This is a genomic window from Pseudomonas sp. Con_6 (assembly GCF_059379395.1).
Genome location: NZ_CM182011.1, coordinates 287,566 through 312,428, shown reverse-complemented (window position 1 = coordinate 312,428; position 24,863 = coordinate 287,566). Strand labels below are relative to the sequence as shown.

The following is a 24,863-nucleotide window of genomic DNA, read 5'->3' as shown; positions in this document are numbered from 1 at the left end:
CAACTGGCGCGAGTAGGACCATGCACTCCGATCTGTGGGATTTCGCCATCGGGCTCTATGCCCGTCCCGGCGTGGAAGCGGCTTGCCTGGAATTGCAGGCGCAGGGTGCAGATATCTGCCTGTTGCTCTGTGCGGCCTGGCTGGAGCAACGCAGCGTGGGAATCAGCGAAGCGCGCCTGGGACAGTTGCGGGACCTGGCCGGGCCCTGGCAGTCGGCGGTGGTGCAACCGCTGCGCGCATTACGCCAGCAATGGCGTACGCAGGCAGCGAACGACCCGCAACTGGCGGCGCTGCGCGAACAAGTGAAAGTGCTGGAACTGGATGCCGAGCGCCTGCAACTGAAGCGCTTGCAACTGATCTGCGATGGCTGGCCGGACGGGGACAAAACCCCTCCGGGGAGCTGGCTGTTCCGGCTGGCGCCGGTAGCCTCCCAGAATCACGACGCGCTGCGGATGCTGCGCGCCGCGACGGGAATCACTCAGGAAGCCGAAGACGGCGACTGAGTGCTGTTGGCGGTAGCAGCTGGAGCGGCAGGTGCTGGCGAAGCAGCAGGTGCCGCAGCCGGTGCTGGGGTAGCGGCTGGAGCGGTAGCGGGTTTTGCCGCGGCTGGCTTGGCCGCTGCAGGTTTGGCCGGTGCTTTCGCTGCGGCCGGCTTGGCCGGTGCTTTGGAAGCCGCTGGTTTCGCAGCAGGCTTGGCGGCAACCGGTTTGGCAGCCGCTGGTTTCGCCGCAGGCTTGACAGCGGCCGGTTTGGCAGTAGTTGGTTTCGCAGCGGGCTTGGCGGCCGCTGGTTTGGCAGCCACAGGTTTTGCCGCAGGCTTGACAGCGGCCGGTTTGGCAGCAGCGGTTTTCGCTGCTGGTTTGGCCGCAGCCGGCTTGGCAGCCGCTGGTTTGGCCGCAGGCTTGCCAGCGGTTGGTTTGGCAGCAACGGTTTTCGCTGCTGGTTTGGCCGCAGCCGGTTTGGCGGCCGCTGGTTTTGCCGCAGGTTTGGCAGCAGCAGTTTTAGCGGCTGGTTTGGAAGCGGCAGGTTTAGCGGCGGCCTTGGCTGGGGCCTTGGCAGCGACAGGCTTGGCGGCAGTCTTGGCTGGGGCCTTGGCAGCGGCAGGCTTGGCGGCAGTCGGCTTGGCAACTGCTTTTGCTGGGGCCTTGGCAGCAGCGGCCTTGGCGGCCGGTTTGGCAGCAGGCTTGGCGGCGGCCGGTTTGGCTGGAGTGCGGGAAGAAAGCGCCTTGCCAGCGGCTTCGCGAACTTTACCTACGCCCTGGGCCAGCTTCAAACTTTCCTGGGCATCGCGCTTCAGCTGGACGATATAAGTACGGGTCTGGGCCTGACGATCTTTCAACGATTCGAGTACATCTTCCAACTCGGCGACCGCGCCTTTTGCCTTTTCCTGTGCCTTGGCTTTACCGGCGGCAGCGACGTCCTGAAGTTTCAGACGGGACTTGTGCAGTTTTTCCTGAGCCTTGCCGCGTTGTTTCTCCAACTTGGCGAGTAATTTTTCCGCATCGGCCAGCGCTTGCGAGCAGGCATTTTCCAAATGCTCAAGCAGGCTGCCCGAGAGTTGTTGCAGCAGGTGCAACGGCGTGTTGACTGGCTTCTTGTTGGCCGACATGGCTTTCCTCCTGGCTGACGAAATTGCGGCTCATACTAGACCTGTGCTGCTATCGCCGCTAGGGCATGTTGACAGTAAACAAGACGCCGGGTTGCATGCCTGGGCAAAGTTCTGAAAGCTGCAGCTCGGGACAAGTGTAGATGCTGTGTTACAGACTGCAGACAATTAACTAACTTGCCCCCGGCGAACAGGCATAATCGAATCCGCTGCAACTCTTCCCTTCCATTTTCGGAGCCAGTCCGTGCCGCGCTATTTGTTGCTGTCGTTATTCTTCACGCTGCCACCGGTTCTGGCGGAGCCGGCTGCGACACCCTCGGACCACGACCTCGCCTACAGCCTGGGCGCCAGCCTCGGCGAACGCCTGCGCGAGGAAGTCCCGGGACTGCAACTTCAGGCGCTGATCGATGGGTTGCAGCAGGCCTATCAGAACAAACCACTGGCCCTGTCCCAGGCCCGCATCGATGCCATCCTCGCCCAGCATGACCAACAGGCCAACGACGCCGTCGCCCAGTCCCACGTAGAGCAGGCCTTGGCTGCGGAGCGCCGCTTCATCGCCAACGAACGGGGCCGTGCCGGTGTCCGCGAGCTGAGCGATGGCGTGCTGATGAGCCAGCTGCAGGCCGGCGCGGGCGCCCAGCCGAAAGCCCATGGCAAGGTGAAGGTGCGTTATGTGGGGAAACTGCCGGACGGCACGGTGTTCGACCAGAACGATCAACCGCAGTGGTTCAACCTCGACAGCGTGATCGCGGGTTGGCAGGCAGCGCTGCCGGAGATGGCGACTGGCTCGAAGTACCACCTGGTGATTCCTTCGGCGCAAGCCTATGGCGCCGATGGCGCGGGCGATCTGATCGCGCCCTACACGCCACTGGTGTTCGAGATCGAATTGCTCGACGTTGCCGACTGAGTCGTCGGCAACGTTGCAGGAGGCAGCGTCAGGCAGTAGCCGGCGTTTCTTCCTTGTGCGCAGTGTGCAGCACTTCGATCAGGCAGTCTTCCAGCTCGAAGCGCTCACGAAGCTGGCCACCCAGCGTCTTCAGCTCTTCGGCAAAACGCCCGTTGTCGGTACATTGACCCTTGCTGCAATGGTCGTTGAACGCCAATGCACGCTCGGTGCTGACATCGATGCGCGGATTGATCTGCTGTGCCAGTTCCAGGCCACCATCGTCACCGAAGGCCTTGGCTTCACTGATCAGTTGTTCGCAGATCTCGAAGTGCCAGGCGGACACGTAGTCCACGAGGATTTCGCAGAAACGGCCGTTCAATGATTTGTCGGCGAATGCCGGCTTGGCATCGCGCAACTCGCGGAACGCAGTTACCAGCTCTTCACGCTCCTGCAGCCAGCGGTCAATGAGTTTGTGAACCCCACCCCAGCGCTCCTGAGCATTCTGACAACTCTCTAACATGGCGGTCTCATCCCTTTTTGGGTCGTGCCCCTGCGCCCTGTATCGCAAGTGGCGATACACAAGGAAATTACGGCAGAACGGCATTGAGCAGCAGTGTTTTCGATAATGCGTGGAGGGGAGATTATTCCCGCACGCCCTAGGCTTCAAGGTACGCAGGCGACTAGTTTCATACAAGTGTTTGATCCTGCGACCCATCGCCGCCGGTCGTTTCAAACGCTGACGGACACCCTTTCATGACTCCAGGGATTCGCCCGGGTTCAACCGCCGCCTGCCGATCAGGCGCAGCAGCACCAGCACCGTCAGCCCGAGGAAAGCCAGCAAGCTCCATTCCGGCCCGCTGAGGTCGAGAAAGCTCCAGTTGATCGGTGCACACTCGGGTGAGCCCAGCAGCAGACCGTGCAGCCATTCGACAAGGGAGCCATGCTCGAGCAGGTAGGTCATGGACTGTTCGCATGACCGTTCCGCAGCCATATACAGGCCCTGTAACCAGACATGCCGCGCGGCCAGCGCGCTGCCGCCGAGAGCCAGCACCAGGCCAGCCCATAGGTAGAAACGCTCGCCGATGCGCCCGGGCCGATGGAGCAAGGCGCCGAGGCAGGTCAGTGAGAACGCCGCCAGCAGCAGGCGCTGGCCCTGACACAGCGGGCAGGCATCCAGGCCCAGGCCGAATTCGAGATACAGCGCGCCGCACAGGGCCAACAGGGAGAACAGGAAAGCCGGGAAGAAAAAGGTACGCAGACAGGCCAACGGCATGGCAAGACCAAGGCAGGAAAAGACATTTGGCAACGTTAGAGGAAAGAGCCTCGTTGTTTCAAGAAGCAACTAACGGGACAAGTCTCTGATTTTTATTGGAAATTTCGCCGAAATTAGTAGGAAATTTCCCCAATCCACCGAAGGACAATTTACCGACCTTCACGGGCCGCCGCTTGGGGTCGGCCCGTGGTACCCATGTCAGGCCCGCACCGGGTCCGGCAACGGTAGCGCCAGCAGACGCTCGTCAAGCAGGCCGAGGCCTTCCTGGAACAACGCGTTGCTGCGCTCGTTCTCGCCCAATCCGGCCAGCAGGCGCGCCAGTTCGGCACAGGCTTCCGGGTTGCGTTGCAGGCGCAGGCTGCTTTCGAGGTAATCGCGGGCCTTGCCCCACAGGCGGTTCTGCAGACTCAGGCGACCCAAGGTCAGCAGCAGGCCCGGGTCATCCGGGTGAGCCTTGAGCCAGCCCTCGGCGGTCTGCAACTGCTTGGCGGGGTCGCTGCCACGCACCAGTCCGTAGAGGCGTGCGAGGTGAGTCTCATATTCGCGCTTGAGTGCAGTGCGCAGGATTTCCTCCGCCTCGCTTTCCACACCGAGCTGGCGCAGTTGCTCGGCATAGGCCAGGACCAGTTGCGGCTCCTGGCGTTGCGCATTGGTCAATTGCTGCCAGGCGCGCTCCAGCGATTGCCTGGCAGCTTGGCCATCTTCCTCGCGCTGCACCGCCAGGCACAGGTTCTGGCCCCAGGCACGACGCTCCAACTCGGTCAGTTCCTTGGCCGAGAGCACCTTGTCCTTGCGCAATTCCGGCATCAGGCGGATCAGTGCCGACCAGTCACCACGCTGCTGGTACAGGCGCTGCAACTGACGCAGCACCTGGGCATTGTGCGGGTGGCGCTCGTGCATGGCCTGCAGGGTTTCCAGGGCGGCATCGGTGTCACCGCGGTCGACCTGCAACTGTGCATGGGTCAGGGCGATCGCCAGCTCTGCCTGCGGCTGGCGCTCCAGTGCGCGCTCCAGCAGGCTGTCGCTGTCTTCTGTGCGGCCCAGTTCGTTGGCCGCTCGGGCGGCGCCGAGGTAGTACAGCAGCGGCTGGCGCTCGGCCTCGGCGGCCCGGTGCAGATGGCGCTGGGCACTGGCCCAGCGACCTTCGGCCAGGTCCAGCTGGCCCTGCTCGATAGCCAGGCGGGTGCGCCGGCCACGATTGCGCCGCGACCACGGATTGACCACGCCGGTGGAGTGCAGCACCGCGCCGATCAGCGCTTTGAGCAACCACAACACGAGCACGATACCGACCAGCAGGCCCAGGGTCGCCCACAGGCTGGATTCGTAGCGGAAACTGTCATAGGCGATCAACACGTAGCCACTGTGCCGAGCCACGGCGATCCCCAGCAGGGTCGCGACGACGATCGCCACGATCACCAGGAGGTAGGCTCGTTTCATGGCGTGGCCTCCTGGGCTTTCTCACCCGGCTGGCGCAGCGCCGCTTCCTCGGCGGGCAGGTGCCGGCGCTCGAGGTAGGCCTGCACGGCGGAGAGGCTTTCGGCGAGGTCGGGGGTGACCACGGTGACCGGTTCCTTCACCAGCGCATTGAGCTGATCCAGCATCATCCGGCCCTGCTCGTTGTCCTTGTTGAAGTTGCCCAGCAGCACACTGCGGGCTTCGTCGATAGCCTGGGTGTAGACCTTGCCCTCGCCGTTCAGCGCCGCCCACTGCGCCTGCTCCAGCGCCAGGCTGAGAGCCAGGCGCACCTGGCTCAGGGCCTGGCCGGCCAGCAATGGCTTGATGTTCTTGTCGGCATCGAAGTCGATGCGGAAGTAGCGCGAGATCTGCTCCCACCACTGCGACCAGCGACTCGCGCCATCGCCGTCGGCCGTCAGGCCGAACAGGGATTGGCCATCGTTCTTGAATTCCGGCGCCAGCACATTGAGCTCCACCACCTGCTCGCGCAGCGCGGCGAGTTTCAGGAACAGGCCGGTGCGATCCGGCTGCTGGGTGCTGTTCAATGCGACGAGACTACGGGCCAACTGTTCGCGAGCGGCGAAGGATGCCGGGTCACTCTGTTCGCGCAGGATCTGGTCGGCACCTTCGACAAGGGCACGGGCACTGGCGATGTCCTGCAACGCCGACAGGCGCAGGCTGGCCAGGCGCAACAGGTGTTCTGCCTCGGCCAGACGCCAGTCCTTGCGACTGGCCCCGAGCACGGTTTCCAGGCGCTGGCTCAGACGTTGCTGGTCACCCTGCAACTGCGCCACCAGACGCCGGCGGTCTTCCAGCTCGCTGGCCGGCGGCAGGCTGCCCAGTTGTGCCGACAGCTGTTGTTCGCGAGCCTGCAGGGCTTCGCTCTGCTGGTTCAATTGGCGCACCTGCTCGACCTGGTCCTGATTGACCTGCTGCAGGTGGCGCACCTGCCACAGGCCCCAGCCACCTGCGGCGACACCAGCGGCGCCAAGCAGCAGGGCGAGGAGCGCCAAGCCATTGCCGGAGCGCCCGGACGGGGCGGGCGCGGGGTTTGTCGAAGCCTCGGACGGCGTTGGCTGATCTTCGTTGGGCAAGGCTGTTTCGCTCACGTATCCATCCTTTGTTTTAAGGCGCGTCGCCTCAGCTTAGCGCCTCAGGAAGCGGGTGCAGGGGTTTCCTGCAGCGCCGCCAGCAAAGCCGCGGCACTGGCGCCGCGGCAATCCACCACATTCTGCGCACCGGCCTGGCGGGCGATTTCCGCCACCCGCGGGCTCGGTACGAACAAGGGCAACCGCGCCAGGCGCGGCCAATCCTGCGCAGCCAGTGCACGCAAGTGTTCGAAGCCCTGCCCACTGCTGACCACCAGGCCATTCAGGCGTTCCGCTTCGATGCGTCGCAGCAGGGCACCGGCAGGGTAGTCCGGCAGGCCACGGCGGTACAGCGGCAGATAGTCGACGTGCGCGCCACTGGCGGTCAATTGCCCGGCCAGCAGCTCGCGTCCGTCCTCGCCACGCAGGATCAGCACCCGCGGCGCCGCACCGGCCAGTGCCGCCTGCAGTGCGGGCAGACGCAGCAGCGCTTCGCTGTCGTCACCGCTATCGGGAAAGTGCACGGTCAGGCCGGCAGCTTCGAGCACCGCGGCAGTGGCCGCTCCGACCGTGAACCAGTCCAGCGCCGGCAGTTGCGGCCAGAGCCCGGCCAGCAGGTCGAGACCGAGCCGGGCCGCCGGCTTGCTGACCACGATAACCGCACAGTAGCGGTCGAGCGTGCGTACCAGCGCCAGTTGCTGCTCCGAAACCGCCAGTGGTGCGATCTCCAGCAGCGGCATGCAGCTACCCTGCACACCGGCTTCATCGAGGGTGGCGGCCAGGGCCGCGCAATCCTCGGCAGGCCTGGTCAGCAACAGCCGCCAGGCGGTCACGGGTGACCGGCCTCGCCATACACCGCCTTGAGGATGTCGCCGGCGCCTTGGGCCAGCAGCGCTTCAGCCACTTGCACGCCCAGCGTCTCGGCTGAACCGCGCGGAGCACGGGCATCGGCAGTGAGCAGCGCGCCGCCAGCCGGCTCGCCTACCAGCCCGCGCAGCCAAAGCTGGTCGCCTTCGAGTACGGCGTAGCAGGCGATCGGCACCTGGCAGCCACCATTGAGGTGTTTGTTCAGCGCCCGTTCGGCGTAGACGCGGTCGGCGGTGTCGACATGGTGCAGCGGCGCCAGCAGCGCGTGGATCTCGCTGTCGGCACTGCGGCACTCGATGCCAACGGCGCCCTGGCCGCCAGCAGGAAGGCTGTCGTCGATGCTGATGGTGGAGGTGATGCGGTCTTCGAAACCGAGGCGGATCAGGCCGGCGGCGGCGAGGATGATCGCGTCGTACTCGCCGGCGTCCAGCTTGGCCAGGCGGGTGTTGACGTTGCCGCGCAGGAAGCGGATTTCCAGATCCGGACGGCGCGCCAGCAGTTGGGCCTGGCGGCGCAGGCTGGAGGTGCCGACGATGCTGCCGGCCGGCAGATCGTCGAGGCTGGCGAAGGTATTGGAAACGAAGGCATCGCGCGGGTCTTCACGCTCGCAGATGCAGAACAGGCCCAGGCCTTCGGGGAAGTCCATCGGCACGTCTTTCATGGAATGCACGGCGATATCGGCTTGCTGATCGAGCAGCGCAGTTTCCAGTTCCTTGACGAACAGGCCCTTGCCACCGATCTTCGATAGCGGCGAGTCGAGCAGCTTGTCGCCACGGCTGACCATCGGCACCAGGGTCACGAGCAGTCCCGGATGGGCGTGTTCCAGACGGGCTTTGACATATTCGGCCTGCCACAGGGCAAGGGCGCTTTTGCGGGTGGCAATGCGGATTTCGCGAGTGGACATGGAACGATCCGTACCAGAAAGATTCGCCGGATGATAACAGCTCCGTCAAAGCCTCTTGCAGATCCATGTCAGCAAAGAAGTCGGCAGGAAAATGACCATCCCTGGTCGCGATCCCGTCCATCCCCGCCCTAAAGCTGCTGCATCATTTTCCTGACACCGGCCACGTGTCGCCGGCTGACGATCAGGGCATCGCCATTCAAACCCTTGAGAAACAGTTGGAAGTGCCCGAGGGGTGTGCGCTGCAGGCGCTCGATCCGATCACGGGCCACCAGGGCATTGCGGTGGATGCGCACGAAGCGCTCGCCGAATTCGTCTTCCAGGGCCTTGAGCGGCTCGTCCAGCAGCACTTCGCCCTCTTCGTGACGCAGGGTCACGTACTTGTGGTCGGCAATGAAGTAGATGACCCGGTCCAGGGGCACCAGCTCGATGCCCTTTCGGGTCCGTGCACTGATATGGCTGCGCGGGCCACCGCCACCTTCTGCAGCCGGACGGGTCAGAGCCGCCAGTTGCGCACGATTGGGGCGCTCGGCCTTGCGCAGGGCGTTGTGCAGTTCCTCGCCCTGCACCGGCTTGAGCACGTGGCCCAGACCACTGTCCTTGAAGGCTTGCTGGGTGAATTCGTCATCGGTGGTGCAAAACACCACCGCCGGCGGGGCTTCGCGCTCGCACAACCGGGCAGCAACCTGGAGGCCGTCCATGCCCGGCATGCGGGTATCGAGCAGGACCACGTCGGGTTTGTGGGAATCGATCAGCGCCAGAGCCTCTTCGCCGTTGGTGGCGCTGGGCTCCAGCACGGTATAGCCCTCCAGTTCGCCGAGCAGGCGGCTCAGGCGATCGCGGGCTTGGGGTTCGTCATCAACGATCAGGACATTCATATTGCGCTGGATTCCTGCGTGAGTCTCGTACAAGGCTAACGTGACAATCACGGTGACGGCCGTCACGGCGACCCACGCTGAGACTCGCACGATGGCTAAAGATTCACTGGTCGACTGCAAACAGCGCCGATCCTCTGTCCAACTGTAGACGGTTGCCGCGACACTGCCGTTCAATCGTTGAATATCACCCGTAGCCGCGACATAAACCCGCATCCAGGCCGACCGCCGAGCCCCGACGGGCGCGGCAACCCTGTTATCATCCGCGACACTTTTCCCGTTCACGCCTTCAACGAGCGAATCCATGAGCACTGACAAGACCAACCAGTCCTGGGGCGGCCGCTTCAGTGAGCCCGTCGACGCCTTCGTCGCCCGCTTCACCGCCTCCGTCACCTTCGACCAGCGCCTGTACCGCCACGACATCATGGGTTCGATCGCCCACGCCACCATGCTGGCGAAGGTCGGCGTGCTCACCGACGCCGAGCGCGACAGCATCATCGATGGTCTGAAGACCATCCAGGGCGAGATCGAGGCGGGCAATTTCGACTGGCGCGTCGACCTCGAAGACGTGCACATGAACATCGAGGCACGCCTGACCGACCGCATTGGCATCACCGGCAAGAAACTGCACACAGGCCGTAGCCGCAACGATCAGGTGGCCACCGACATCCGCCTGTGGCTGCGTGACGAGATCGACCTGATCCTCGGCGAGATCACCCGTCTGCAGCAGGGCCTGCTGGAACAGGCCGAGCGCGAGGCAGAAACCGTCATGCCCGGCTTCACCCACCTGCAGACTGCCCAGCCAGTGACCTTCGGGCACCACCTGCTGGCCTGGTTCGAAATGCTCAGCCGCGACTACGAGCGTCTGGTCGACTGCCGCAAGCGCACCAACCGCATGCCCCTGGGCAGCGCCGCGCTGGCTGGCACCACCTATCCGATCGACCGCGAACTGACCTGCCAGTTGCTGGGCTTCGAAGCAGTGGCCGGCAACTCGCTGGACGGCGTATCCGACCGCGACTTCGCCATCGAATTCTGTGCTGCCGCCAGCGTGGCGATGATGCACCTGTCACGCTTCTCCGAAGAGCTGGTGCTGTGGACCAGCGCGCAGTTCCAGTTCATCGACCTGCCTGATCGCTTCTGCACCGGCAGCTCGATCATGCCGCAGAAGAAGAACCCGGACGTGCCGGAGCTGGTGCGCGGCAAGACCGGCCGCGTGTTCGGCGCCCTGACCGGCCTGCTGACCCTGATGAAAGGCCAGCCGCTGGCCTACAACAAGGACAATCAGGAAGACAAGGAGCCGCTGTTCGACGCCGCCGACACCCTGCGCGACTCGCTGCGTGCCTTCGCCGACATGATCCCGGCGATCAAGCCGCGTCACGCGGTGATGCGCGAGGCGGCCCTGCGTGGCTTCTCCACCGCCACCGACCTGGCCGACTACCTGGTGCGCCGCGGCCTGCCGTTCCGTGACTGCCACGAGATCGTTGGTCACGCGGTGAAGTACGGCGTGGAAAGCGGCAAGGATCTGGCCGAGATGAGTCTGGACGAGCTGCGCCAGTTCAGCGACCAGATCGAGCAGGACGTATTCGCCGTGCTGACCCTGGAAGGTTCGGTCAACGCACGTAACCACATCGGTGGTACTGCTCCGGCACAGGTTCGTGCTGCCGTGGCCCGCGGCAAGGCCTTGCTGGCCAGCCGCTAACGCTGCGAATCCTGTGGGAACGAGGCGGCCTCATCGCTGGCAAGCCAGCGATGAGGCCGCCTCGGTTTCAAAGGGACCGCGTCATCCCCCCTCTCCTTCTTTACTTCCCGCCGCGCGCCTTGACTACCTGCTCCAGGAAGGTAGGGAACTGCGCCGCTTTCGCTTCATTGATCCCGGCCATGTGCGGATTCTGCGCCAGCAGGTCCAGCAGCGCCCGAGCCTGCGGGAAGTCTTCCAGCACATCCACGCCATGCACCTTCTTGCCCACGGCACGGGCCAGGTCGACGCTGAAGGCGAAATAGATGTCCGCCACGGTGAAACTGTCGCCCGCCACATAAGGCGTGAACGCCCCGGCGCGCTTGAGCGCGGCGAGGCCTGCCTGCAGCTCGGTCCACGCCTTGGCCTTGATGTCTTCCGGCACTTCGGCACCGAAGAACGCCTGCGGATACAGGGCACGGGCAGTCAGCTCGATGTACAACTCGATTTCCTTGGCCAGTTCCCAGACCTTGGCACGGGCGAACGGATCGGCCGGCAGCAGCGGCTTGCCGCCCTGGGTCTGCTCGATATAGTCGAGGATCACCGCGGTCTCACTGAGGAACCCGTGCTCGGTCTCCAGCACCGGCACCTTGCCGCGCGGGCTGATCTTCAGCGAGTCCGGGACCTGACCGCCGAAAAACAGCACTTCTTCGAACGGCAGGCCTTTTTCCAGCAGCGCCAGTTTGACCATGTTGTAGTAATTGCTGACCGCGAATCCATGAAGCTTGAGCATGTGGAACAGCCTCCAGGCCGAAAGGGGTTGGCCGGGTTGTTATAGCCGCAAGGCTCTGGACTGACCAGCATCATGCACCCGGCAGATAGCCCGGCATTGTCACGCAGGGCGTGGCACACTGGCCGCCTCACCCAGAGGAGCCCGCCCATGAGCGACCACGATATCGACCACGACGAAGAAGAAGCCTTCGCCGAATCGACCCTGACCCAAGCCATCGAGAACCAGATCGAAAGCGGCGAACCGCCGGCGGCCAAGGCGGCGTTCAACAAGCTGACCCTGGTGGGCTACGAGCGCGAGGACATCCTCAACCTGATGGCCCATGTGCTGGCGATCGAGATCGACGCCATGCTCGACGACGACCGCCCCTTCAATACCGAGTGGTACGAAACCGCGTTGCGCGCCCTGCCCGAGCTGCCACCGGAAAAAGACTGACGCAGGTACGGGCGAGGCTGGCTACACTGCAAGTCCAGGCACCCGCAGAGGTGCCACCCTCCTAAATTCTTGAAGTCCGGAGTACCTATGTCGTTTACCCCCGAGTTGGTTGCCGAACTGGAAATTCTCGCGCTGTTCAACCTCGACAGCACCCAGGAAGGACTGAAGGTCCACACCACCGCCGCGCCCCAGGCCATCGCCGCCGCCAAGCGCCTGTATGAAAAACAGCTGATCACCCAGCCCGATGGCGGCTACCTGACCAGTCTTGGCATCGACGCCGCCCAGGCCACCCAGCAATTGCTGACCATCCTCAACGTTTCCGAAACCGCCTGATTTCCACACCGCAGCGGCAAGCCCGGGGCCTCGTGCAGCGGGCTTGCCACGACAGATTCGGCGGCGCCGACAAACGGCGCTGGAAAAATGGCGTCAATTTTCAAATAGACCTTATCGCTTCGCTCTCGCAGCGGCTAAACTCGCCCGTGCCCTCACGACGGCTGGCTTAAGCTTGCGATGAATCTTCCTCACGAAATCCGCCCTGACCTCGACCAGGGCATCGACCGCAAGGTCCTCAACCAGTTGCGCAAGCGCTTCCTGGACCTCAACCAGGGCCGCCTGGCCCGGGCCATGGAAGGGCTGTCCAGCCGCCAACAGCAAGTGCTGACCCTGCTGCCGCTGTTCTTCCACGTCAATCATCCGCTGCTGCCCGGCTATGTCTCCGGCAACACTCCGGCGGGCGTTTCCGCCTACGAGCCGAGCCCGCTGGCCCTGGCCGAGGCCCAGCGTCTGACCCGCTCGTTCTCCTACAAGAGCAAACGCGGTGACAGCCTGCTGCCGATCCACGGCCTGTTTCTCATGGGTAGCCTGGGCACGCTGGCCCAGGCGGAACAGAGCGACATGGACATCTGGGTCTGCCATGCCCCGGACCTGGGCGAGACCGCGATCGCCGAACTGCGCAGAAAATGCCAGTTGCTGGAGGCCTGGGCCGCCAGCCAGGGTGCCGAAGCGCACCTGTTCCTGATCGAGCCGCGGCAGTTCATTACCGGTGAGCGCGACAGCCGCCTGAGTTCCGACGACTGCGGCACCACCCAGCATTACCTGCTGCTGGACGAGTTCTACCGCACCGCGATCTGGCTGGCCGGCCGCACCCCACTGTGGTGGCTGGTGCCGGTATACGAGGAAGGTAATTACGCCTATTACACCGAGACCCTGCTGTCCAAGCGCTTCGTGCGCAGCGACGAAGTCCTCGACCTGGGCCACCTGGCCCATATCCCGCCTGGCGAGTTCGTCGGTGCCGGGTTGTGGCAGTTGTTCAAGGGCATCGAGTCGCCCTACAAGTCGGTGCTCAAGCTGCTGCTGACCGAGGTCTACGCCAGCGAGCACCCGGACGTGCGCTGCCTGAGCCTGCACTTCAAACAGGCGGTGTTCGCCAATGTCCTGGATATCGACGAGCTGGACCCGTACATGATGGTCTACCGGCGTATCGAGCAGTACCTGCAGCGGCGCAACGAGACCCAGCGTCTGGAGCTGGTGCGACGCAGCCTGTACCTCAAGGTCAACCGCAAGATCAGCCAACTGGCCCGACAGAAGCCCAACTGGCAGTGCGAGTTGCTGGAGCGTTTGACCCACGAATGGGGCTGGAACGAGCGGCAACTGGCGCTGCTCGACAGCCGCAGCCAGTGGAAGGTGCGCCAGGTCGCAGCCGAACGCCGGGTGCTGGTGGCCGAGCTGAACCACAGCTACCGCTTCCTCGACCAGTTCGCGCGCAACCTCGGCGCCATCGCGCGGATCGACCAGCGCGACCTGAATATCCTCGGCCGCCGCCTCTACGCCGCCTTCGAGCGGCGCGCCGGCAAGGTCGAATTCGTCAACCCGGGCGTCGCCCCGGACCTGGCCGAAGATACCCTGACGCTGGTTCATTCTCCCGACCGCAAGGAGCCGGGCCAGAGCCACTGGGGCCTGTACAACGGCAACCTCGGCGCGCACGAGTGGGAGCACTTCACCCCGATCAAGCGCACCCGCGACCTCCTCGACCTGCTGGCCTGGGCACATCGTAACGGCGTGATCGACAGCGCCACGCGCATGGCCCTGCACCCGGGCAGCAGCGACCTCAGCGAGTATGAGCTGTTCCACCTGATGGGCAGCCTGCAGCAGAGCGTGACCCTGCCGCTGAGCACCGTCAGCGACGCATGCCTGCTGCGCCCGAGCGTGGCCGACGAGGTGCTGTTACTGGTCAACGTCGGCGTCGACCCGCTGCGCCATCATCGCGACCTGAACATCCTGATGACCACCGAGCGCACCGATTCGCTGAGCTACGCCGGGGTCCGCGAGAACCTGGTGCTGACCCTGGACCAGGTCATCCTCAACAGCTGGAACGAAGTGCAGGTGCTGCGCTACGAGGGCGAGCACGCGCTACTGCGCTGCGTGCGCGACTACCTCAACAGTCTCGACAACGGCACCGTGGACGGCCCGCACCGGCCGAAACTGCGGGTCCGCAGCTTCTGTCACAACCGCGCCATGGCCATCGCCCAGCGGGTCGAGGAAGTCTTCACCAACGCCCTGGCCCTGTTCGACCAGCGCCTGGAGCACCGCTACCTGATCCAGGTGCAGCAGCACACCCATGTGCTGGAGCTGTATCGCAGCGGGGTCAACCTGGTGTCGCTGGACAGCCAGGCCGCCCTGCTCGGCTACCTTGGCGAGGAGCGCAGTGCCTACAGCCCGCTGGAGCTGGACGCCAACGTGATGGAAGACCACGACCTGGCGCTGGTCCTGCCGATGGGCCAGCCGCAGTGCGTGCAGGTGTTCTACCGGGTGCAGGATGCCTGGGCGGATGTCTACGTGCTGGATGAGTACAACGCCCTGTGGCAGCAGCGCCTGCCCTACCACGACGAGAGCAGTCTGTTGCTGCCGCTGCAGCGTTTCCTGCAGGCCGTGGTGTTCCGCCGCAATGCGCGGCTGCCGATGGACGAGCAACAGGCCCATCCGCTGGACACTTTGTATTACCGGCTGCTGCCGTCGGGGAGCGGGCGGGCCCGCCATGTGGAGCCCTGGCAAGCGCCGGAACTGGCACTGGACCTGCCCTACTACGAGGTCCAGGCAATCATCCAGGCCGCAGGGGACAATGCCTTGCACGTCACCCTGTACTGCAACCAGAAGGAGTTTTCCGAGCTGGACCATGGCGACCAGCTGTATGCCGTGGTCGCCCGCGAGATCATCGAGCAGCGTCGCGATGCCCAGCGCTACCGCTGCTACATCACCGACCTGGACCTGTCCGACCTGCTGGCCGACGGCCAGGACTCGACCCTTCTCTATCTGCGCTACAAGCAGGATCTGGAACGGGTACTGAACCAGGCGCTGGCGGCGGTGTGATCAGAGGTCGAAGTCGCCTGCCGCTTCCGGCTGGTATTCGACTTCCAGCAGCTTGAGCTTGAGGGTCTTGCCGCCCGGGGCCGGCCAGTCGATCTGCTCGCCCACCGATAGGCCAAGCAGGGCACAGCCGATCGGCGCGAGGATCGACACATTGCCTTCCTTGCCGGCGTCCTGCGGGTAGACCAGGGTCAGGTGGTAGTCCTTGCCGCTGGCCTCCTCGCGGCAGTGCACGCGGGAATTCATGGTCACCACGCCCGCGGGCACTTCCTCGTGACCGACCACCTGTGCGGCACGGTCCAGCTCGCCCTGCAGGGCCAGCACACCCGGGGTGTTTTCATCGAGGCTGTCGATCAGGCGCTCGAGACGCTGCACGTCCAGTCGGGTGAGGGTGAGGGAAGGTGAGGTGCTCATGATCCAGTCAGACTCCTTTTGGCAGATCGAATAAAGCAAAACCCCGCCCAAGGGCGGGGTTTTCGATAGCTCGGCATTGGCCGATATGAGGCTGACACTACCATAGCCGGGCAATTTCACAAGGCCTCATCGCTGGCAAGCCAGCTCCCACAAGGTTCAGCGGCGCCGCGGACACTGTGGGAAGCTGGCTTGCCAGCGATGAGGCCAGCGAAGGCCCTGAAGAGTCAGGAGCCCGTCGCAGCCAGCCGCCGCACACTGGCCTCGGCGCAAATCTCCCGCCGCCGCTGGTCATCCGCCGAGCGCCACTCGCGAATATGCTCCACATGGCGGAAACAGCCGATGCATACCCGCGCCTCATCCAGGCGACAGGTGCTGATGCACGGCGACTTCACCGCCGGGCTGACATTGCTGTACAGCGGCTTGGCCGGTCGAACCTCGCTCATCTCAGATCTCTTCGAAATCGAGTTTTTCGCCAGCACGCTCCCAGACGATGCGCTCCAGCATCTCGCCCAGCAGCTCCTCGGTCTTCTCGCAGACCCACTTACCGCTTTCTTCGTCGTAGTCGAAGTGGAAACCACCGGAGCGGTCGGCCAGCCACAGCTGACGCAGCGGCTCCTGGCGGCTGAAGATCAGTTGGGCGCCGTTGTCGAACTTGACGGTCAGCACGCCGGCCGAGTTTTCCATGTCCAGGTCCATGTCGCTCTCATCGAACAGGTCTTCCAGTGCCTGTTGGGTCGCGTCTACCAGATCGTGAAAACGCGCTTCGCTCAAACTCATTGCAGGAACCTCGAAAAATGTCTGCTCAACACGCAAGCCGGGCAAGATACGAGCGCCGCGCCGCGAATGCAAAGACAAACGCCACGCCCCGGGCACGCCGCCCGACGGCTGGCCGGCTACATAGGCAAGCCGCCGGGGGCTCGGTATACTCCGGCGCAATACTGCTTTGAATCAAAGGATTTCGCCAATGAAGCGCCTGATTTCCTCCCTCGCGGCGCTCGTCGCGATTGCCTGCCTCGTCTCCGCCTGCGGCCAGAAGGGCCCACTGTACCTGCCTGATGACAGCAAGGACGGCAAGAAGTCGCAATCGCACCAGCACCAGTAAGGGACCCCGATGGACGCTTTCAACTACCGCGACGGTGAGCTGTTCGCGGAAGGTGTAGGCCTGTCGGCGCTCGCCGAACGCTTCGGCACCCCGACCTACGTGTACTCCCGTGCCCATATCGAGGCCCAGTACCGTAGCTACGCCGATGCCCTGCAGGGCACCTCGCACCTGGTCTGCTTCGCGGTCAAGGCCAATTCCAACCTGGGCGTGCTGAACGTCCTGGCGCGCCTCGGCGCGGGCTTCGATATCGTCTCCGGCGGCGAGCTGGAACGCGTCCTCGCCGCTGGCGGCCGCGCCGATCGCGTGGTCTTCTCCGGCGTCGGCAAGACCCGCGCGGACATGCGCCGCGCCCTCGAAGTCGGCGTGCACTGCTTCAACGTCGAGTCCACCGAGGAGCTGGAGCGCCTGCAACAGGTGGCCGCCGAGATGGACGTGCGCGCCCCGGTGTCGCTGCGGGTCAACCCGGACGTCGATGCCGGCACCCACCCGTACATCTCCACGGGCCTCAAAGAGAACAAGTTCGGCATCGCCATCGCCGATGCCGAAGAGGTCTACATTCGCGCCGCGCAGTTGCCGAACCTGGAAATCGTCGGCGTCGACTGCCACATCGGTTCGCAACTGACCTCGCTGGACCCTTTTCTCGACGCTCTCGACCGCATCCTGATGCTGGTCGACCGCCTCGGCGACTGCGGCATCCTGCTCAACCACCTGGACCTGGGCGGCGGCCTCGGCGTGCGCTATCGCGATGAACAGCCGCCACTGGCCGGCGACTACATCAAGGCCGTGCGCGAGCGCCTCGGCGAACGCGAGCTGGCCCTGGTCTTCGAGCCGGGCCGGCACATCGTGGCCAACGCCGGCGTGCTGCTGACCCGCGTGGAATACCTCAAGCACACCGAGCACAAGGATTTCGCCATCGTCGACGCGGCGATGAACGACCTGATCCGCCCGGCCCTGTACCAGGCCTGGATGGACGTCAGCGCCGTGCAGCCGCGTGACGGCGAGACGCGCAATTACGACGTGGTCGGGCCGATCTGCGAGACCGGCGACTTCCTCGCCAAGGACCGCAGCCTGAGCCTGGCCGAAGGCGACCTGCTGGCCGTTCGCTCCGCGGGCGCCTATGGTTTCGTCATGAGCTCCAACTACAACACCCGTGGCCGCTGCGCCGAAGTGCTGGTCGATGGCGACCTGGCTTTCGAAGTGCGCCGCCGCGAGACCGTAGCCGAGCTGTTCGCCGGCGAAAGCCTGCTGCCGGAGTGACACGATGCTTTTGCGTTTTACCAAGATGCACGGCCTGGGCAACGACTTCATGGTTCTCGACCTGGTCAGCCAGCACGCGCATATCCAGCCCAAGCACGCCAAGGCGTGGGGTGACCGGCATACCGGGATCGGCTTCGACCAGTTGCTGATCGTCGAGGCGCCGAGCAATCCGGAAGTGGACTTCCGCTACCGGATCTTCAACGCCGATGGTTCCGAGGTTGAGCAGTGCGGCAACGGCGCGCGCTGCTTCGCCCGCTTCGTCCTCGACAAGCGCCTGACCGCGAAGAAACGCATCCGCGTGGAAACCAAGGGCGGCATCATCGAGCTGGACGTTCGCAACGACGGGCAGATATGCGTCGACATGGGTCCGCCACGCCTGGTTCCGGCCGATATCCCGTTCCAGGCGCCGGCCCAGGCCCTGAGCTATCCGCTGGAAGTCGGCGGGCAGACCGTCGAGCTAGCTGCGGTATCCATGGGCAACCCCCATGCTGTGCTGCGCGTCGATGACATCAACAGCGCCCCGGTCCACGACCTCGGCCCGCAGATCGAGCACCACCCGCGCTTCCCGCAGCGGGTCAACGTCGGTTTCCTCCAGGTCATCGACCGCCACCGCGCCCAACTGCGCGTCTGGGAACGTGGCGCCGGGGAAACCCAGGCCTGCGGTACCGGCGCCTGCGCCGCTGCGGTGGCCGCCATCAGCCAGGGCTGGATGGATTCGCCCCTGCTCATCGACCTGCCCGGCGGACGCCTGTCCATCGAGTGGGGCGGTCCGGGCAAGCCGGTGATGATGACCGGACCGGCCGTTCGGGTGTATGAAGGACAGGTTCGTCTATGAGTGAGTGCCAGCCATGACCGATCAGCCCCAGGCGCCAGCCGCGGAACCCGACGATAACCTCGTGGAGGGCTCCACGCCCGACGTCGGGGCCGAGGCCGTGGCCGCTTACCTGCGTGCCCATCCCACCTTCTTCGCCGAGCATGACGAACTGCTGCTCGACATGCGTATCCCCCACCAGCGCGGCGACAGCGTGTCGCTGGTGGAACGCCAGCTGAAGCTGCTGCGCGACCGCAACATCGAGATGCGCCACCGCCTCTCGCACCTGATGGATGTCGCCCGTGACAACGACCGGCTGTTCGACAAGACCCGCCGGCTGATTCTCGACCTGCTCGACGCCGACAGCCTGGAAGCCGTGGTCATGGCCGTGGAAGACCGTCTGCGCCAAGACTTCCAGGTACCCTTCGTGAGTCTCATCCTGTTCGGCGAGCACCCTACACCGGTGGGCCGCTGGGTCAGCGCCACAGAGGCTCAGCAGGCCATTGGCGGGCTGCTCGGCGGCGGCAAGACTGTCAGCGGCAACCTGCGCGACCATGAGCTGGACTTCCTGTTCGGCGAGGCGCAGCGCAAGGAGGTCGGTTCCAGCGCGGTGGCGGCCTTGGAGAATCAAGGGCTGCATGGTGTCCTGGCGATCGGCAGCCGCGATCCGCATCACTACAAGAGCAGCGTCGGCACCTTGTTCCTCGGCTATATCGCCGAAGTCCTCGGTCGCGTGGTGCCACGCCAGGCCCAGACCCTGCGCCCGGTGCGCTGATGGAACGCCAGTTGGACGCGTTCTGCACGCACCTGCGCAGCGAACGCCAGGTGTCCGAGCACACCCAGCTGGCGTACCGACGTGATCTCGACACAGTCCTGGCGTATTGCACCACGGTCGGTATCAGTGACTGGAAAGCCCTGCAGATCCAGCACCTGCGCCAGCTCATCGCACGTCGGCATCACCAGGGACAGTCGTCCCGTAGCCTGGCTCGCCTGCTTTCGGCAGTACGCGGTTTCTACCGTTACCTGAACCGTGAAGGTGTCTGCGACCACGACCCGGCCAACGGCCTGTCCGCACCCAAGGGAGAACGCCGGCTGCCGCGAACGCTGGACACCGACCGCGCCCTGCAACTGCTGGAAGGCGGCGTGGAAGACGACTTCCTGGCCCGCCGCGACCAGGCGATCCTCGAATTGTTCTATTCCTCCGGGCTGCGCCTTTCCGAGCTGACCGACCTCGACCTCGCACAACTCGACCTGCCCGCCGGACTGGTGCAAGTGCACGGCAAGGGCAGCAAGACCCGCGTCCTGCCGGTGGGCAGCAAGGCCCGCGAGGCGCTGGAGCAGTGGTTGGCCATGCGCGTACTGAGCAATCCACAGGACGACGCTGTGTTCGTCAGCCAGCAGGGCCGGCGCCTCGGGCCCCGGGCGATCCAGAAACGGGTCAAGGCAGCCGGTGAGCGCGAGCTGGGGCAGAACCTGCATCCGCACATGCTCCGGCATTCGTTCGCCAGCCACCTGCTGGAGTCGTCCCAGGACCTGCGTGCGGTCCAGGAGATGCTCGGCCATGCCGACATCGCCACCACCCAGATCTACACCCACCTCGATTTCCAGCACCTTGCGGCGGTCTACGACAGCGCGCATCCTCGTGCGAAACGCAGTAAAGGCGGAGATTCATGAGTATTCAACTGATTACCTTCGACCTTGACGACACCCTGTGGGACACCGCGCCGGTGATCGTCAGTGCCGAGGCCGTGCTGCGCGACTGGCTGGCGGCCAATGCGCCGACCCTGGGCGCGGTGCCGGTGGAGCACCTGTACGCCATTCGCGAGCGCGTGGTGCAGGCCGAGCCCGGCCTCAAGCACCGCATCAGCGCCCTGCGCCGGCGCGTGCTGTTCCATGCCCTGGAGGATGTCGGCTACAGCGAAGCCCACGCTCGAGAGCTGGCCAACGAAGGCTTCGAGGTGTTCCTCCACGCCCGCCACCAGATCGAGATCTTCCCTGAGGTGCAACCGGTGCTGGAGCTGCTGCGCCGTCACTACACCCTGGGCGTGGTCACCAACGGCAACGCCGATGTGCGTCGCCTGGGGCTGGCGGATTACTTCAAATTCGCCCTGTGTGCCGAAGATATCGGCATCGGCAAGCCGGATCCGGCGCCGTTTCTCGAGGCCTTGCGCCAGGGTGAGGTCGATGCCGGTGCCGCGGTGCATATTGGCGACCATCCCGGCGACGATATCGCCGGCGCCCAGCGTGCCGGGCTGCGTGCGGTGTGGTTCAACCCGCAGGGCAAGACCTGGGAAGCCGAGGGGCGACCGGATGCGCAGATCCAGAGGCTTTCGCAATTGCCGGATGTGTTGGCGCGCTGGCGCTGAGCTGAAGAATCACGGCGCAGCTACCGGCCGCAACCCGCCAAACGCAAAAAAGCCCGCTGCAATGGCGGGCTTTTTCGTCACGGCGGCGTCAGATAGGACGGCTGCCGTACTTGTTGTCGGGCTTCTTGGGCGGATCGGCAACCACGTTGGCTTCGACTTCCTGCACCTTGCCACCACGGGCCAGGAATTCTTCCATGGCACGGGCGAGCGCATCGCGCTCCTTCTGTTTGGCTTCCATGCTCGGCATCTCGTCGACCGAGACCGCCGCCTTGGACTTGCCCTTGGCCGCAGGGGCCGGGCTGTCGTCAGCGCTGTCGTCGGCTACGTCATCAGCCGCCGCTTCGAGGCCTTCATCACCTTCTTCGTCGTCGCCTACTTCGAGGTCGTCATTTTCCAGATCGTCGTCGCTCATGTTCTACCTCATGACTTGCGAAAAGCAGATTAGTTATAGACCAGCCGCCGTAGAGGTTTACGGCCGCAGGAGAAAGATCACGAACCATGGGTTACCCATGATCGGCAGCGCCCGCCGCTTCAGCTGGCGAACGCTGTGCAGGCCTTTCAGAGCCTGACCAAATAAAGAGCCACCGGTTCAAATGCGCCGGCTGGTCCCTGCCAATCGGCTCGCTCATCAGCAAGCCTAGCAAAGGGCCATGAAGTGTGTGAACAGGCCATCATCACCCCACGGCGCGCATTCTAGCGTGCCCGATGAAAAAGCAAAGTGTCTAAAACGCCCCGATGACTGTAAGTTTTCCGCTGACAACCGCAGAGCCATTCCATGAGGGATGAACCTGCCGCGAAAAACCGTTTGCGCGGCCCCCGGAAGGCAAAACCTAGACAAAAAAATGCCCGGCAAGCCGGGCAAGTTTTTTCTCGGCGGGTTACAGGTTGTAGCCGCGCTCGTTGTGTTGTGCCAGGTCGAGGCCGACCGATTCTTCTTCTTCGTTCACACGCAGGCCCATCACTGCATCCAGGACTTTCAGGATCACGTAGGTGACGATGGCGGTGTAAATCACGGTGAAGCCGACGCCCTTGGCCTGGATCCAGACCTGTGCGGCGATGTCGGTGACGGTGCCGAAGCCACCCAGGACCGGCGCTGCAAACACACCGGTGAGAATCGCGCCGACGATACCACCGACACCGTGCACGCCGAAGGCGTCCAGCGAGTCGTCATAGCCCAGCTTGCGTTTCAGGCTGGTGGCGCAGAAGAAGCAGATCACGCCGGAGACCAGGCCGATCACCAGGGCACCCATCGGGCCCACGGTACCGGCAGCCGGGGTGATTGCCACGAGACCGGCGACCACGCCCGAGGCGATGCCCAGCGCGCTTGGTTTGCCATGGGTGATCCACTCGGCGAACATCCAGCCCAGCGCGGCGGCGGCGGTGGCGACCTGGGTCACCAGCATGGCCATGCCGGCGGTGCCGTTGGCGGCGGCGGCGGAACCGGCGTTGAAGCCGAACCAGCCAATCCACAGCATGGCCGCGCCGACCAGGGTGTAGCCGAGGTTATGCGGCGCCATCGGGGTGGTCGGGTAGCCTTTGCGCTTGCCCAGTACCAGGCAGCAGATCAGGCCGGCCACACCGGCGTTGATGTGCACCACGGTGCCGCCAGCGAAGTCGAGCACGCCCCAGTCCCACATCAGGCCGCCGTTGCCGGACCAGACCATGTGCGCGATCGGCGCATAGACCAGGGTGAACCAGATGCCCATGAACACCAGCATCGCGGAGAACTTCATGCGCTCGGCGAAGGCACCGACGATCAGCGCCGGGGTGATGATGGCGAAGGTCATCTGGAAGACGATGAACACGGCTTCAGGGAAGGCCGAAGTCAGACTGGCCGGAGTGACGCCGGCGAGGAATGCCTTGGACAGGCCGCCGACGAAGGAGTTGAAGTTGGTGACGCCCTGCTCCATACCGGTGGTATCGAACGCCAGGCTGTAGCCGTAGATGACCCAGAGCACACTGATGAGGCCGGTGATGGCGAAGCACTGCATCATCACCGAGAGGACGTTCTTCGAACGCACCATGCCGCCATAGAACAGGGCCAGGCCCGGGATGGTCATGAACAGCACCAGGGCCGTCGAAGTGAGCATCCAGGCGGTGTCGCCGGAGTTGAGCGTAGGGGCTGCAGCCGCCGTGGTTTCCTCGGCCAGCGCCAGGGCAGGCATTACGAGGGACAAAAGGGCTCCTAGCCCTGCGAATTTACGCAGAGTCATTTTGTTATCTCCTGGGGCGTTGGGTTTGGGGCGGCTTGGTTAGATCGCGTCGGTATCGGTTTCGCCGGTACGGATGCGGATAGCCTGTTCCAGATTCACCACGAAAATCTTGCCGTCACCGATCTTGCCGGTGTTGGCGGCCTTGGTGATGGCTTCGATGACCCGGTCCAGATCCTTGTCGTCGATGGCGACGTCGATCTTGACCTTGGGCAGGAAGTCGACCACGTACTCCGCGCCGCGATACAACTCGGTGTGACCCTTCTGCCGACCGAAGCCTTTGACTTCAGTGACAGTGATGCCCTGCACGCCGATTTCGGACAGCGACTCGCGCACATCGTCCAGTTTGAACGGCTTGATGATGGCAGTGACTAGCTTCATGAAACTCTCTCCCGAATAGGTGGACTTGCCCCAGGAAAACAAACCCGACTCAAGTCTAAGCGCAGTGCCTGGGCTTTGTAACGTTTCCTCGGCGCCTATCCTCGCGCCGATTCGCGAAACCGCACCCGACCATGGTCGTGTCTTCGCTCCGCCTGAGCACTGCATCGTCCTGGGACTGCATCAGTGCATGGGTCACGATGGTCTTAGCAGAAACAGTGCCATGTCCGGGAAAGCGCCGGATTACAAAGACTTGGAAGCAAAGCCCGGTCTTGGCCAGTCGCCAGCACGTTAAACGACGCACAACAACGGTGCGTCGCTGACGCCGAAGATGCGCAAAAAGCGTGCAACGAAAGCCCATGATTGCCCCGTGCTACACTGCCCGCCCTCTTTTCGAAACAGGAGCGCTAACCATGCTCGCGCCGAAAGCCTTTCTCGATGCCCTGAGCGACCAGGCCTCGCGCCTGTTCAGCAACGACACCGCACAACCGCGCAGCGAACTGGAGAGCCAGTTCAAGGCCCTGCTGCAAAGCGGTTTCAGCAAACTCGACCTGGTCAGCCGCGAGGAATTCGACAGCCAGATGGTCGTTCTTGCCCGTACCCGCGCACGCCTCGAAGCACTGGAAGCCAAGGTCGAAGAACTCGAAACCCGCCTGAATCCCATCGCCAGCGAATAATCGCTGCCCTCCCGGCCAGCGCCCTGCGGTGCTGGCCACCGTTGATCCCTCCTCACACCTGCCTCCCGGGCTTTCGTTCGCCTGTCGCTTGTATAGGGGGAGGGGGTATGCCATACTCCGCGCCATTACATAGGTAGGGGGGGTATACCCATGTCACACACCCACGTGAAGAAGGACGCGCTGCTCAAGCGCGTCAAACGCATCGCCGGCCAGCTCCAGGCGGTGGAAAAGGCCCTGGAGGAAGGCGCCGACTGCGGCACCACCCTGCACCTGGTAGCCGCCACCCGCGGCGCCATGAACGGTTTGCTGGAAGAAATCATCGAGGACCACGCCCGCGAGCACGTCGCCAATCCCGAACTGAGCGACGAGGAACGCGCCAAGGGCATGGAAGAACTGCTTGAAGCCATCCGCCGCTACTCCAAGTGAGGGATCAC

29 protein-coding genes are annotated in these 24,863 nt (G+C 64.2%); 14 read left to right on the top strand and 15 right to left on the bottom strand.

All coding sequences use genetic code 11. The features are described 5' to 3' along the window. Nucleotides 1-20: 20 nt before the first annotated feature. The gene (locus tag AC5QPF_RS01415; protein ID WP_494961694.1) at nt 21-503 is read left to right on the top strand and encodes a TIGR02444 family protein; all 483 of its coding nucleotides are present in this window, start codon (nt 21-23) and stop codon (nt 501-503) included. Here AC5QPF_RS01415 and AC5QPF_RS01410 read toward each other — a convergent pair. Continuing rightward, nucleotides 479-1,609, bottom strand: coding sequence for an AlgP family protein (locus AC5QPF_RS01410; RefSeq protein WP_494961693.1), 1,131 nt, complete (start codon nt 1,607-1,609; stop codon nt 479-481). The genes AC5QPF_RS01415 and AC5QPF_RS01410 overlap by 25 nt on opposite strands. Before the next feature lie 241 nt (nt 1,610-1,850). Here AC5QPF_RS01410 and AC5QPF_RS01405 point away from each other — a divergent pair, with 241 nt between their 5' ends. Continuing rightward, complete coding sequence (locus AC5QPF_RS01405) at nt 1,851-2,513, top strand: FKBP-type peptidyl-prolyl cis-trans isomerase (protein ID WP_494961692.1); 663 nt, start codon at nt 1,851-1,853, stop codon at nt 2,511-2,513. Nucleotides 2,514-2,541: 28 nt separating this feature from the next. Here AC5QPF_RS01405 and rsd read toward each other — a convergent pair whose 3' ends face one another. The 7 genes from rsd to AC5QPF_RS01370 all read right to left on the bottom strand — a co-directional run bounded on the left by rsd (nt 2,542) and on the right by AC5QPF_RS01370 (nt 8,954). Then, entirely contained in the window at nt 2,542-3,012 is a 471-nt protein-coding gene (rsd, locus tag AC5QPF_RS01400) for a sigma D regulator (RefSeq protein ID WP_494961691.1), read from the bottom strand. 231 nt (nt 3,013-3,243) lie between these two features. After that, nucleotides 3,244-3,765, bottom strand: a complete 522-nt coding sequence (locus AC5QPF_RS01395; RefSeq protein WP_494961690.1) for a disulfide bond formation protein B — start codon at nt 3,763-3,765, stop codon at nt 3,244-3,246. Between the two features lie 198 nt (nt 3,766-3,963). Beyond that, the gene (locus tag AC5QPF_RS01390) at nt 3,964-5,202 is read right to left on the bottom strand and encodes a heme biosynthesis HemY N-terminal domain-containing protein (RefSeq protein ID WP_494961689.1); all 1,239 of its coding nucleotides are present in this window, start codon (nt 5,200-5,202) and stop codon (nt 3,964-3,966) included. Beyond that, on the bottom strand, nt 5,199-6,329 hold the full coding sequence (locus tag AC5QPF_RS01385) for a uroporphyrinogen-III C-methyltransferase (protein WP_494961688.1): 1,131 nt from the start codon (nt 6,327-6,329) through the stop codon (nt 5,199-5,201). The genes AC5QPF_RS01390 and AC5QPF_RS01385 overlap by 4 nt, the downstream gene beginning before the upstream one ends. A gap of 44 nt (nt 6,330-6,373) precedes the next feature. Further along, nucleotides 6,374-7,141, bottom strand: coding sequence for a uroporphyrinogen-III synthase (locus AC5QPF_RS01380; RefSeq protein ID WP_494961687.1), 768 nt, complete (start codon nt 7,139-7,141; stop codon nt 6,374-6,376). Further along, nucleotides 7,138-8,079 (bottom strand): hydroxymethylbilane synthase, encoded by a 942-nt coding sequence (gene hemC, locus AC5QPF_RS01375; protein WP_494961686.1) that lies wholly within the window; start codon nt 8,077-8,079, stop codon nt 7,138-7,140. The genes AC5QPF_RS01380 and hemC overlap by 4 nt, the downstream gene beginning before the upstream one ends. 128 nt (nt 8,080-8,207) lie before the next feature. Next, nucleotides 8,208-8,954, bottom strand: coding sequence for a response regulator (locus AC5QPF_RS01370; RefSeq protein WP_494961685.1), 747 nt, complete (start codon nt 8,952-8,954; stop codon nt 8,208-8,210). 301 nt (nt 8,955-9,255) lie between these two features. On the opposite strand from AC5QPF_RS01370, the gene argH reads away from it, so the two are divergent. Beyond that, the gene (argH, locus tag AC5QPF_RS01365; RefSeq protein ID WP_489079164.1) at nt 9,256-10,650 is read left to right on the top strand and encodes an argininosuccinate lyase; all 1,395 of its coding nucleotides are present in this window, start codon (nt 9,256-9,258) and stop codon (nt 10,648-10,650) included. A 100-nt stretch (nt 10,651-10,750) separates the two neighbouring features. Here the strand turns inward: argH and AC5QPF_RS01360 are convergent, their stop codons facing one another. Continuing rightward, nucleotides 10,751-11,419 (bottom strand): glutathione S-transferase N-terminal domain-containing protein, encoded by a 669-nt coding sequence (locus AC5QPF_RS01360; RefSeq protein WP_494961684.1) that lies wholly within the window; start codon nt 11,417-11,419, stop codon nt 10,751-10,753. A 147-nt stretch (nt 11,420-11,566) separates the two neighbouring features. Between AC5QPF_RS01360 and AC5QPF_RS01355 the strand changes: the two genes are divergently transcribed. From AC5QPF_RS01355 to AC5QPF_RS01345, 3 genes are all read left to right on the top strand, one after another. Further along, a complete protein-coding gene (locus AC5QPF_RS01355) occupies nt 11,567-11,851 on the top strand; it encodes a hypothetical protein (RefSeq protein ID WP_494961683.1) in 285 nt (94 codons plus the stop codon). A gap of 87 nt (nt 11,852-11,938) precedes the next feature. Beyond that, nucleotides 11,939-12,184 carry a TIGR02647 family protein gene (locus AC5QPF_RS01350; protein WP_494961682.1) on the top strand — a complete coding sequence of 82 codons (246 nt, stop codon included), beginning with the start codon at nt 11,939-11,941 and terminating at the stop codon, nt 12,182-12,184. Between the two features lie 177 nt (nt 12,185-12,361). Beyond that, nucleotides 12,362-15,217: a class I adenylate cyclase domain-containing protein gene (locus tag AC5QPF_RS01345; protein WP_494961681.1), complete on the top strand. Its 2,856-nt coding sequence runs from the start codon at nt 12,362-12,364 to the stop codon at nt 15,215-15,217. Here the strand turns inward: AC5QPF_RS01345 and rnk are convergent, their stop codons facing one another. From rnk to cyaY, 3 genes are all read right to left on the bottom strand, one after another. Then, nucleotides 15,218-15,628 carry a nucleoside diphosphate kinase regulator gene (gene rnk / locus AC5QPF_RS01340; protein ID WP_330073743.1) on the bottom strand — a complete coding sequence of 137 codons (411 nt, stop codon included), beginning with the start codon at nt 15,626-15,628 and terminating at the stop codon, nt 15,218-15,220. A 224-nt stretch (nt 15,629-15,852) separates the two neighbouring features. Further along, on the bottom strand, nt 15,853-16,071 hold the full coding sequence (locus tag AC5QPF_RS01335) for a DUF1289 domain-containing protein (RefSeq protein ID WP_494961680.1): 219 nt from the start codon (nt 16,069-16,071) through the stop codon (nt 15,853-15,855). A gap of 1 nt (nt 16,072) precedes the next feature. Further along, nucleotides 16,073-16,405: an iron donor protein CyaY gene (cyaY, locus tag AC5QPF_RS01330; RefSeq protein WP_494961679.1), complete on the bottom strand. Its 333-nt coding sequence runs from the start codon at nt 16,403-16,405 to the stop codon at nt 16,073-16,075. 187 nt (nt 16,406-16,592) lie between these two features. Here cyaY and lptM point away from each other — a divergent pair, with 187 nt between their 5' ends. Genes lptM through AC5QPF_RS01300 form a run of 6 tightly spaced genes read left to right on the top strand, consistent with a single transcriptional unit; the run spans nt 16,593 to nt 21,164 of the window. Further along, on the top strand, nt 16,593-16,730 hold the full coding sequence (gene lptM / locus AC5QPF_RS01325; protein WP_458979916.1) for an LPS translocon maturation chaperone LptM: 138 nt from the start codon (nt 16,593-16,595) through the stop codon (nt 16,728-16,730). A 9-nt stretch (nt 16,731-16,739) separates the two neighbouring features. Then, complete coding sequence (gene lysA / locus AC5QPF_RS01320; RefSeq protein ID WP_494961678.1) at nt 16,740-17,987, top strand: diaminopimelate decarboxylase; 1,248 nt, start codon at nt 16,740-16,742, stop codon at nt 17,985-17,987. A gap of 4 nt (nt 17,988-17,991) precedes the next feature. After that, nucleotides 17,992-18,822: a diaminopimelate epimerase gene (gene dapF / locus AC5QPF_RS01315; RefSeq protein ID WP_494961677.1), complete on the top strand. Its 831-nt coding sequence runs from the start codon at nt 17,992-17,994 to the stop codon at nt 18,820-18,822. A gap of 13 nt (nt 18,823-18,835) precedes the next feature. Then, nucleotides 18,836-19,573 carry a DUF484 family protein gene (locus AC5QPF_RS01310; RefSeq protein WP_494961676.1) on the top strand — a complete coding sequence of 246 codons (738 nt, stop codon included), beginning with the start codon at nt 18,836-18,838 and terminating at the stop codon, nt 19,571-19,573. Next, complete coding sequence (xerC, locus tag AC5QPF_RS01305; protein ID WP_494961675.1) at nt 19,573-20,472, top strand: tyrosine recombinase XerC; 900 nt, start codon at nt 19,573-19,575, stop codon at nt 20,470-20,472. Before AC5QPF_RS01310 ends, xerC begins: the two co-directional genes overlap by 1 nt. Then, complete coding sequence (locus tag AC5QPF_RS01300) at nt 20,469-21,164, top strand: HAD-IA family hydrolase (protein WP_494961674.1); 696 nt, start codon at nt 20,469-20,471, stop codon at nt 21,162-21,164. Before xerC ends, AC5QPF_RS01300 begins: the two co-directional genes overlap by 4 nt. Nucleotides 21,165-21,252: 88 nt before the next feature. On the opposite strand, the gene sutA is transcribed toward AC5QPF_RS01300, so the two are convergent. The 3 genes from sutA to glnK all read right to left on the bottom strand — a co-directional run bounded on the left by sutA (nt 21,253) and on the right by glnK (nt 23,755). Further along, nucleotides 21,253-21,576, bottom strand: coding sequence for a dormancy-specific transcriptional regulator SutA (gene sutA, locus AC5QPF_RS01295; RefSeq protein ID WP_494961673.1), 324 nt, complete (start codon nt 21,574-21,576; stop codon nt 21,253-21,255). 466 nt (nt 21,577-22,042) lie between these two features. Further along, complete coding sequence (locus tag AC5QPF_RS01290) at nt 22,043-23,377, bottom strand: ammonium transporter (protein WP_494961672.1); 1,335 nt, start codon at nt 23,375-23,377, stop codon at nt 22,043-22,045. Between the two features lie 39 nt (nt 23,378-23,416). Then, nucleotides 23,417-23,755 carry a P-II family nitrogen regulator gene (glnK, locus tag AC5QPF_RS01285; RefSeq protein ID WP_002555808.1) on the bottom strand — a complete coding sequence of 113 codons (339 nt, stop codon included), beginning with the start codon at nt 23,753-23,755 and terminating at the stop codon, nt 23,417-23,419. A gap of 410 nt (nt 23,756-24,165) precedes the next feature. Between glnK and AC5QPF_RS01280 the strand changes: the two genes are divergently transcribed. Continuing rightward, a complete protein-coding gene (locus AC5QPF_RS01280; protein WP_330073753.1) occupies nt 24,166-24,429 on the top strand; it encodes an accessory factor UbiK family protein in 264 nt (87 codons plus the stop codon). Between the two features lie 150 nt (nt 24,430-24,579). Next, nucleotides 24,580-24,855 (top strand): metal-sensing transcriptional repressor, encoded by a 276-nt coding sequence (locus tag AC5QPF_RS01275; protein ID WP_494961671.1) that lies wholly within the window; start codon nt 24,580-24,582, stop codon nt 24,853-24,855. The last annotated feature ends 8 nt before the right edge of the window (nt 24,856-24,863 follow it).

What these genes read in the sequence shown, in the direction of transcription:
- xerC (WP_494961675.1), top strand. Translation starts at nt 19,573, where the DNA reads ATGGAACGCCAGTTGGACGCGTTCTGCACGCACCTGCGCAGCGAACGC.
- AC5QPF_RS01355 (WP_494961683.1), top strand. Translation starts at nt 11,567, where the DNA reads ATGAGCGACCACGATATCGACCACGACGAAGAAGAAGCCTTCGCCGAA.
- glnK (WP_002555808.1), bottom strand. Translation starts at nt 23,755, where the DNA reads ATGAAGCTAGTCACTGCCATCATCAAGCCGTTCAAACTGGACGATGTG.
- hemC (WP_494961686.1), bottom strand. Translation starts at nt 8,079, where the DNA reads ATGTCCACTCGCGAAATCCGCATTGCCACCCGCAAAAGCGCCCTTGCC.
- lysA (WP_494961678.1), top strand. Translation starts at nt 16,740, where the DNA reads ATGGACGCTTTCAACTACCGCGACGGTGAGCTGTTCGCGGAAGGTGTA.
- sutA (WP_494961673.1), bottom strand. Translation starts at nt 21,576, where the DNA reads ATGAGCGACGACGATCTGGAAAATGACGACCTCGAAGTAGGCGACGAC.
- AC5QPF_RS01290 (WP_494961672.1), bottom strand. Translation starts at nt 23,377, where the DNA reads ATGACTCTGCGTAAATTCGCAGGGCTAGGAGCCCTTTTGTCCCTCGTA.
- AC5QPF_RS01275 (WP_494961671.1), top strand. Translation starts at nt 24,580, where the DNA reads ATGTCACACACCCACGTGAAGAAGGACGCGCTGCTCAAGCGCGTCAAA.
- AC5QPF_RS01345 (WP_494961681.1), top strand. Translation starts at nt 12,362, where the DNA reads ATGAATCTTCCTCACGAAATCCGCCCTGACCTCGACCAGGGCATCGAC.
- lptM (WP_458979916.1), top strand. Translation starts at nt 16,593, where the DNA reads ATGAAGCGCCTGATTTCCTCCCTCGCGGCGCTCGTCGCGATTGCCTGC.
- AC5QPF_RS01335 (WP_494961680.1), bottom strand. Translation starts at nt 16,071, where the DNA reads ATGAGCGAGGTTCGACCGGCCAAGCCGCTGTACAGCAATGTCAGCCCG.
- AC5QPF_RS01360 (WP_494961684.1), bottom strand. Translation starts at nt 11,419, where the DNA reads ATGCTCAAGCTTCATGGATTCGCGGTCAGCAATTACTACAACATGGTC.
- dapF (WP_494961677.1), top strand. Translation starts at nt 17,992, where the DNA reads ATGCTTTTGCGTTTTACCAAGATGCACGGCCTGGGCAACGACTTCATG.
- AC5QPF_RS01300 (WP_494961674.1), top strand. Translation starts at nt 20,469, where the DNA reads ATGAGTATTCAACTGATTACCTTCGACCTTGACGACACCCTGTGGGAC.
- cyaY (WP_494961679.1), bottom strand. Translation starts at nt 16,405, where the DNA reads ATGAGTTTGAGCGAAGCGCGTTTTCACGATCTGGTAGACGCGACCCAA.
- AC5QPF_RS01415 (WP_494961694.1), top strand. Translation starts at nt 21, where the DNA reads ATGCACTCCGATCTGTGGGATTTCGCCATCGGGCTCTATGCCCGTCCC.
- rsd (WP_494961691.1), bottom strand. Translation starts at nt 3,012, where the DNA reads ATGTTAGAGAGTTGTCAGAATGCTCAGGAGCGCTGGGGTGGGGTTCAC.
- AC5QPF_RS01350 (WP_494961682.1), top strand. Translation starts at nt 11,939, where the DNA reads ATGTCGTTTACCCCCGAGTTGGTTGCCGAACTGGAAATTCTCGCGCTG.
- AC5QPF_RS01310 (WP_494961676.1), top strand. Translation starts at nt 18,836, where the DNA reads ATGACCGATCAGCCCCAGGCGCCAGCCGCGGAACCCGACGATAACCTC.
- rnk (WP_330073743.1), bottom strand. Translation starts at nt 15,628, where the DNA reads ATGAGCACCTCACCTTCCCTCACCCTCACCCGACTGGACGTGCAGCGT.
- AC5QPF_RS01410 (WP_494961693.1), bottom strand. Translation starts at nt 1,609, where the DNA reads ATGTCGGCCAACAAGAAGCCAGTCAACACGCCGTTGCACCTGCTGCAA.
- AC5QPF_RS01370 (WP_494961685.1), bottom strand. Translation starts at nt 8,954, where the DNA reads ATGAATGTCCTGATCGTTGATGACGAACCCCAAGCCCGCGATCGCCTG.
- AC5QPF_RS01390 (WP_494961689.1), bottom strand. Translation starts at nt 5,202, where the DNA reads ATGAAACGAGCCTACCTCCTGGTGATCGTGGCGATCGTCGTCGCGACC.
- AC5QPF_RS01280 (WP_330073753.1), top strand. Translation starts at nt 24,166, where the DNA reads ATGCTCGCGCCGAAAGCCTTTCTCGATGCCCTGAGCGACCAGGCCTCG.
- argH (WP_489079164.1), top strand. Translation starts at nt 9,256, where the DNA reads ATGAGCACTGACAAGACCAACCAGTCCTGGGGCGGCCGCTTCAGTGAG.
- AC5QPF_RS01395 (WP_494961690.1), bottom strand. Translation starts at nt 3,765, where the DNA reads ATGCCGTTGGCCTGTCTGCGTACCTTTTTCTTCCCGGCTTTCCTGTTC.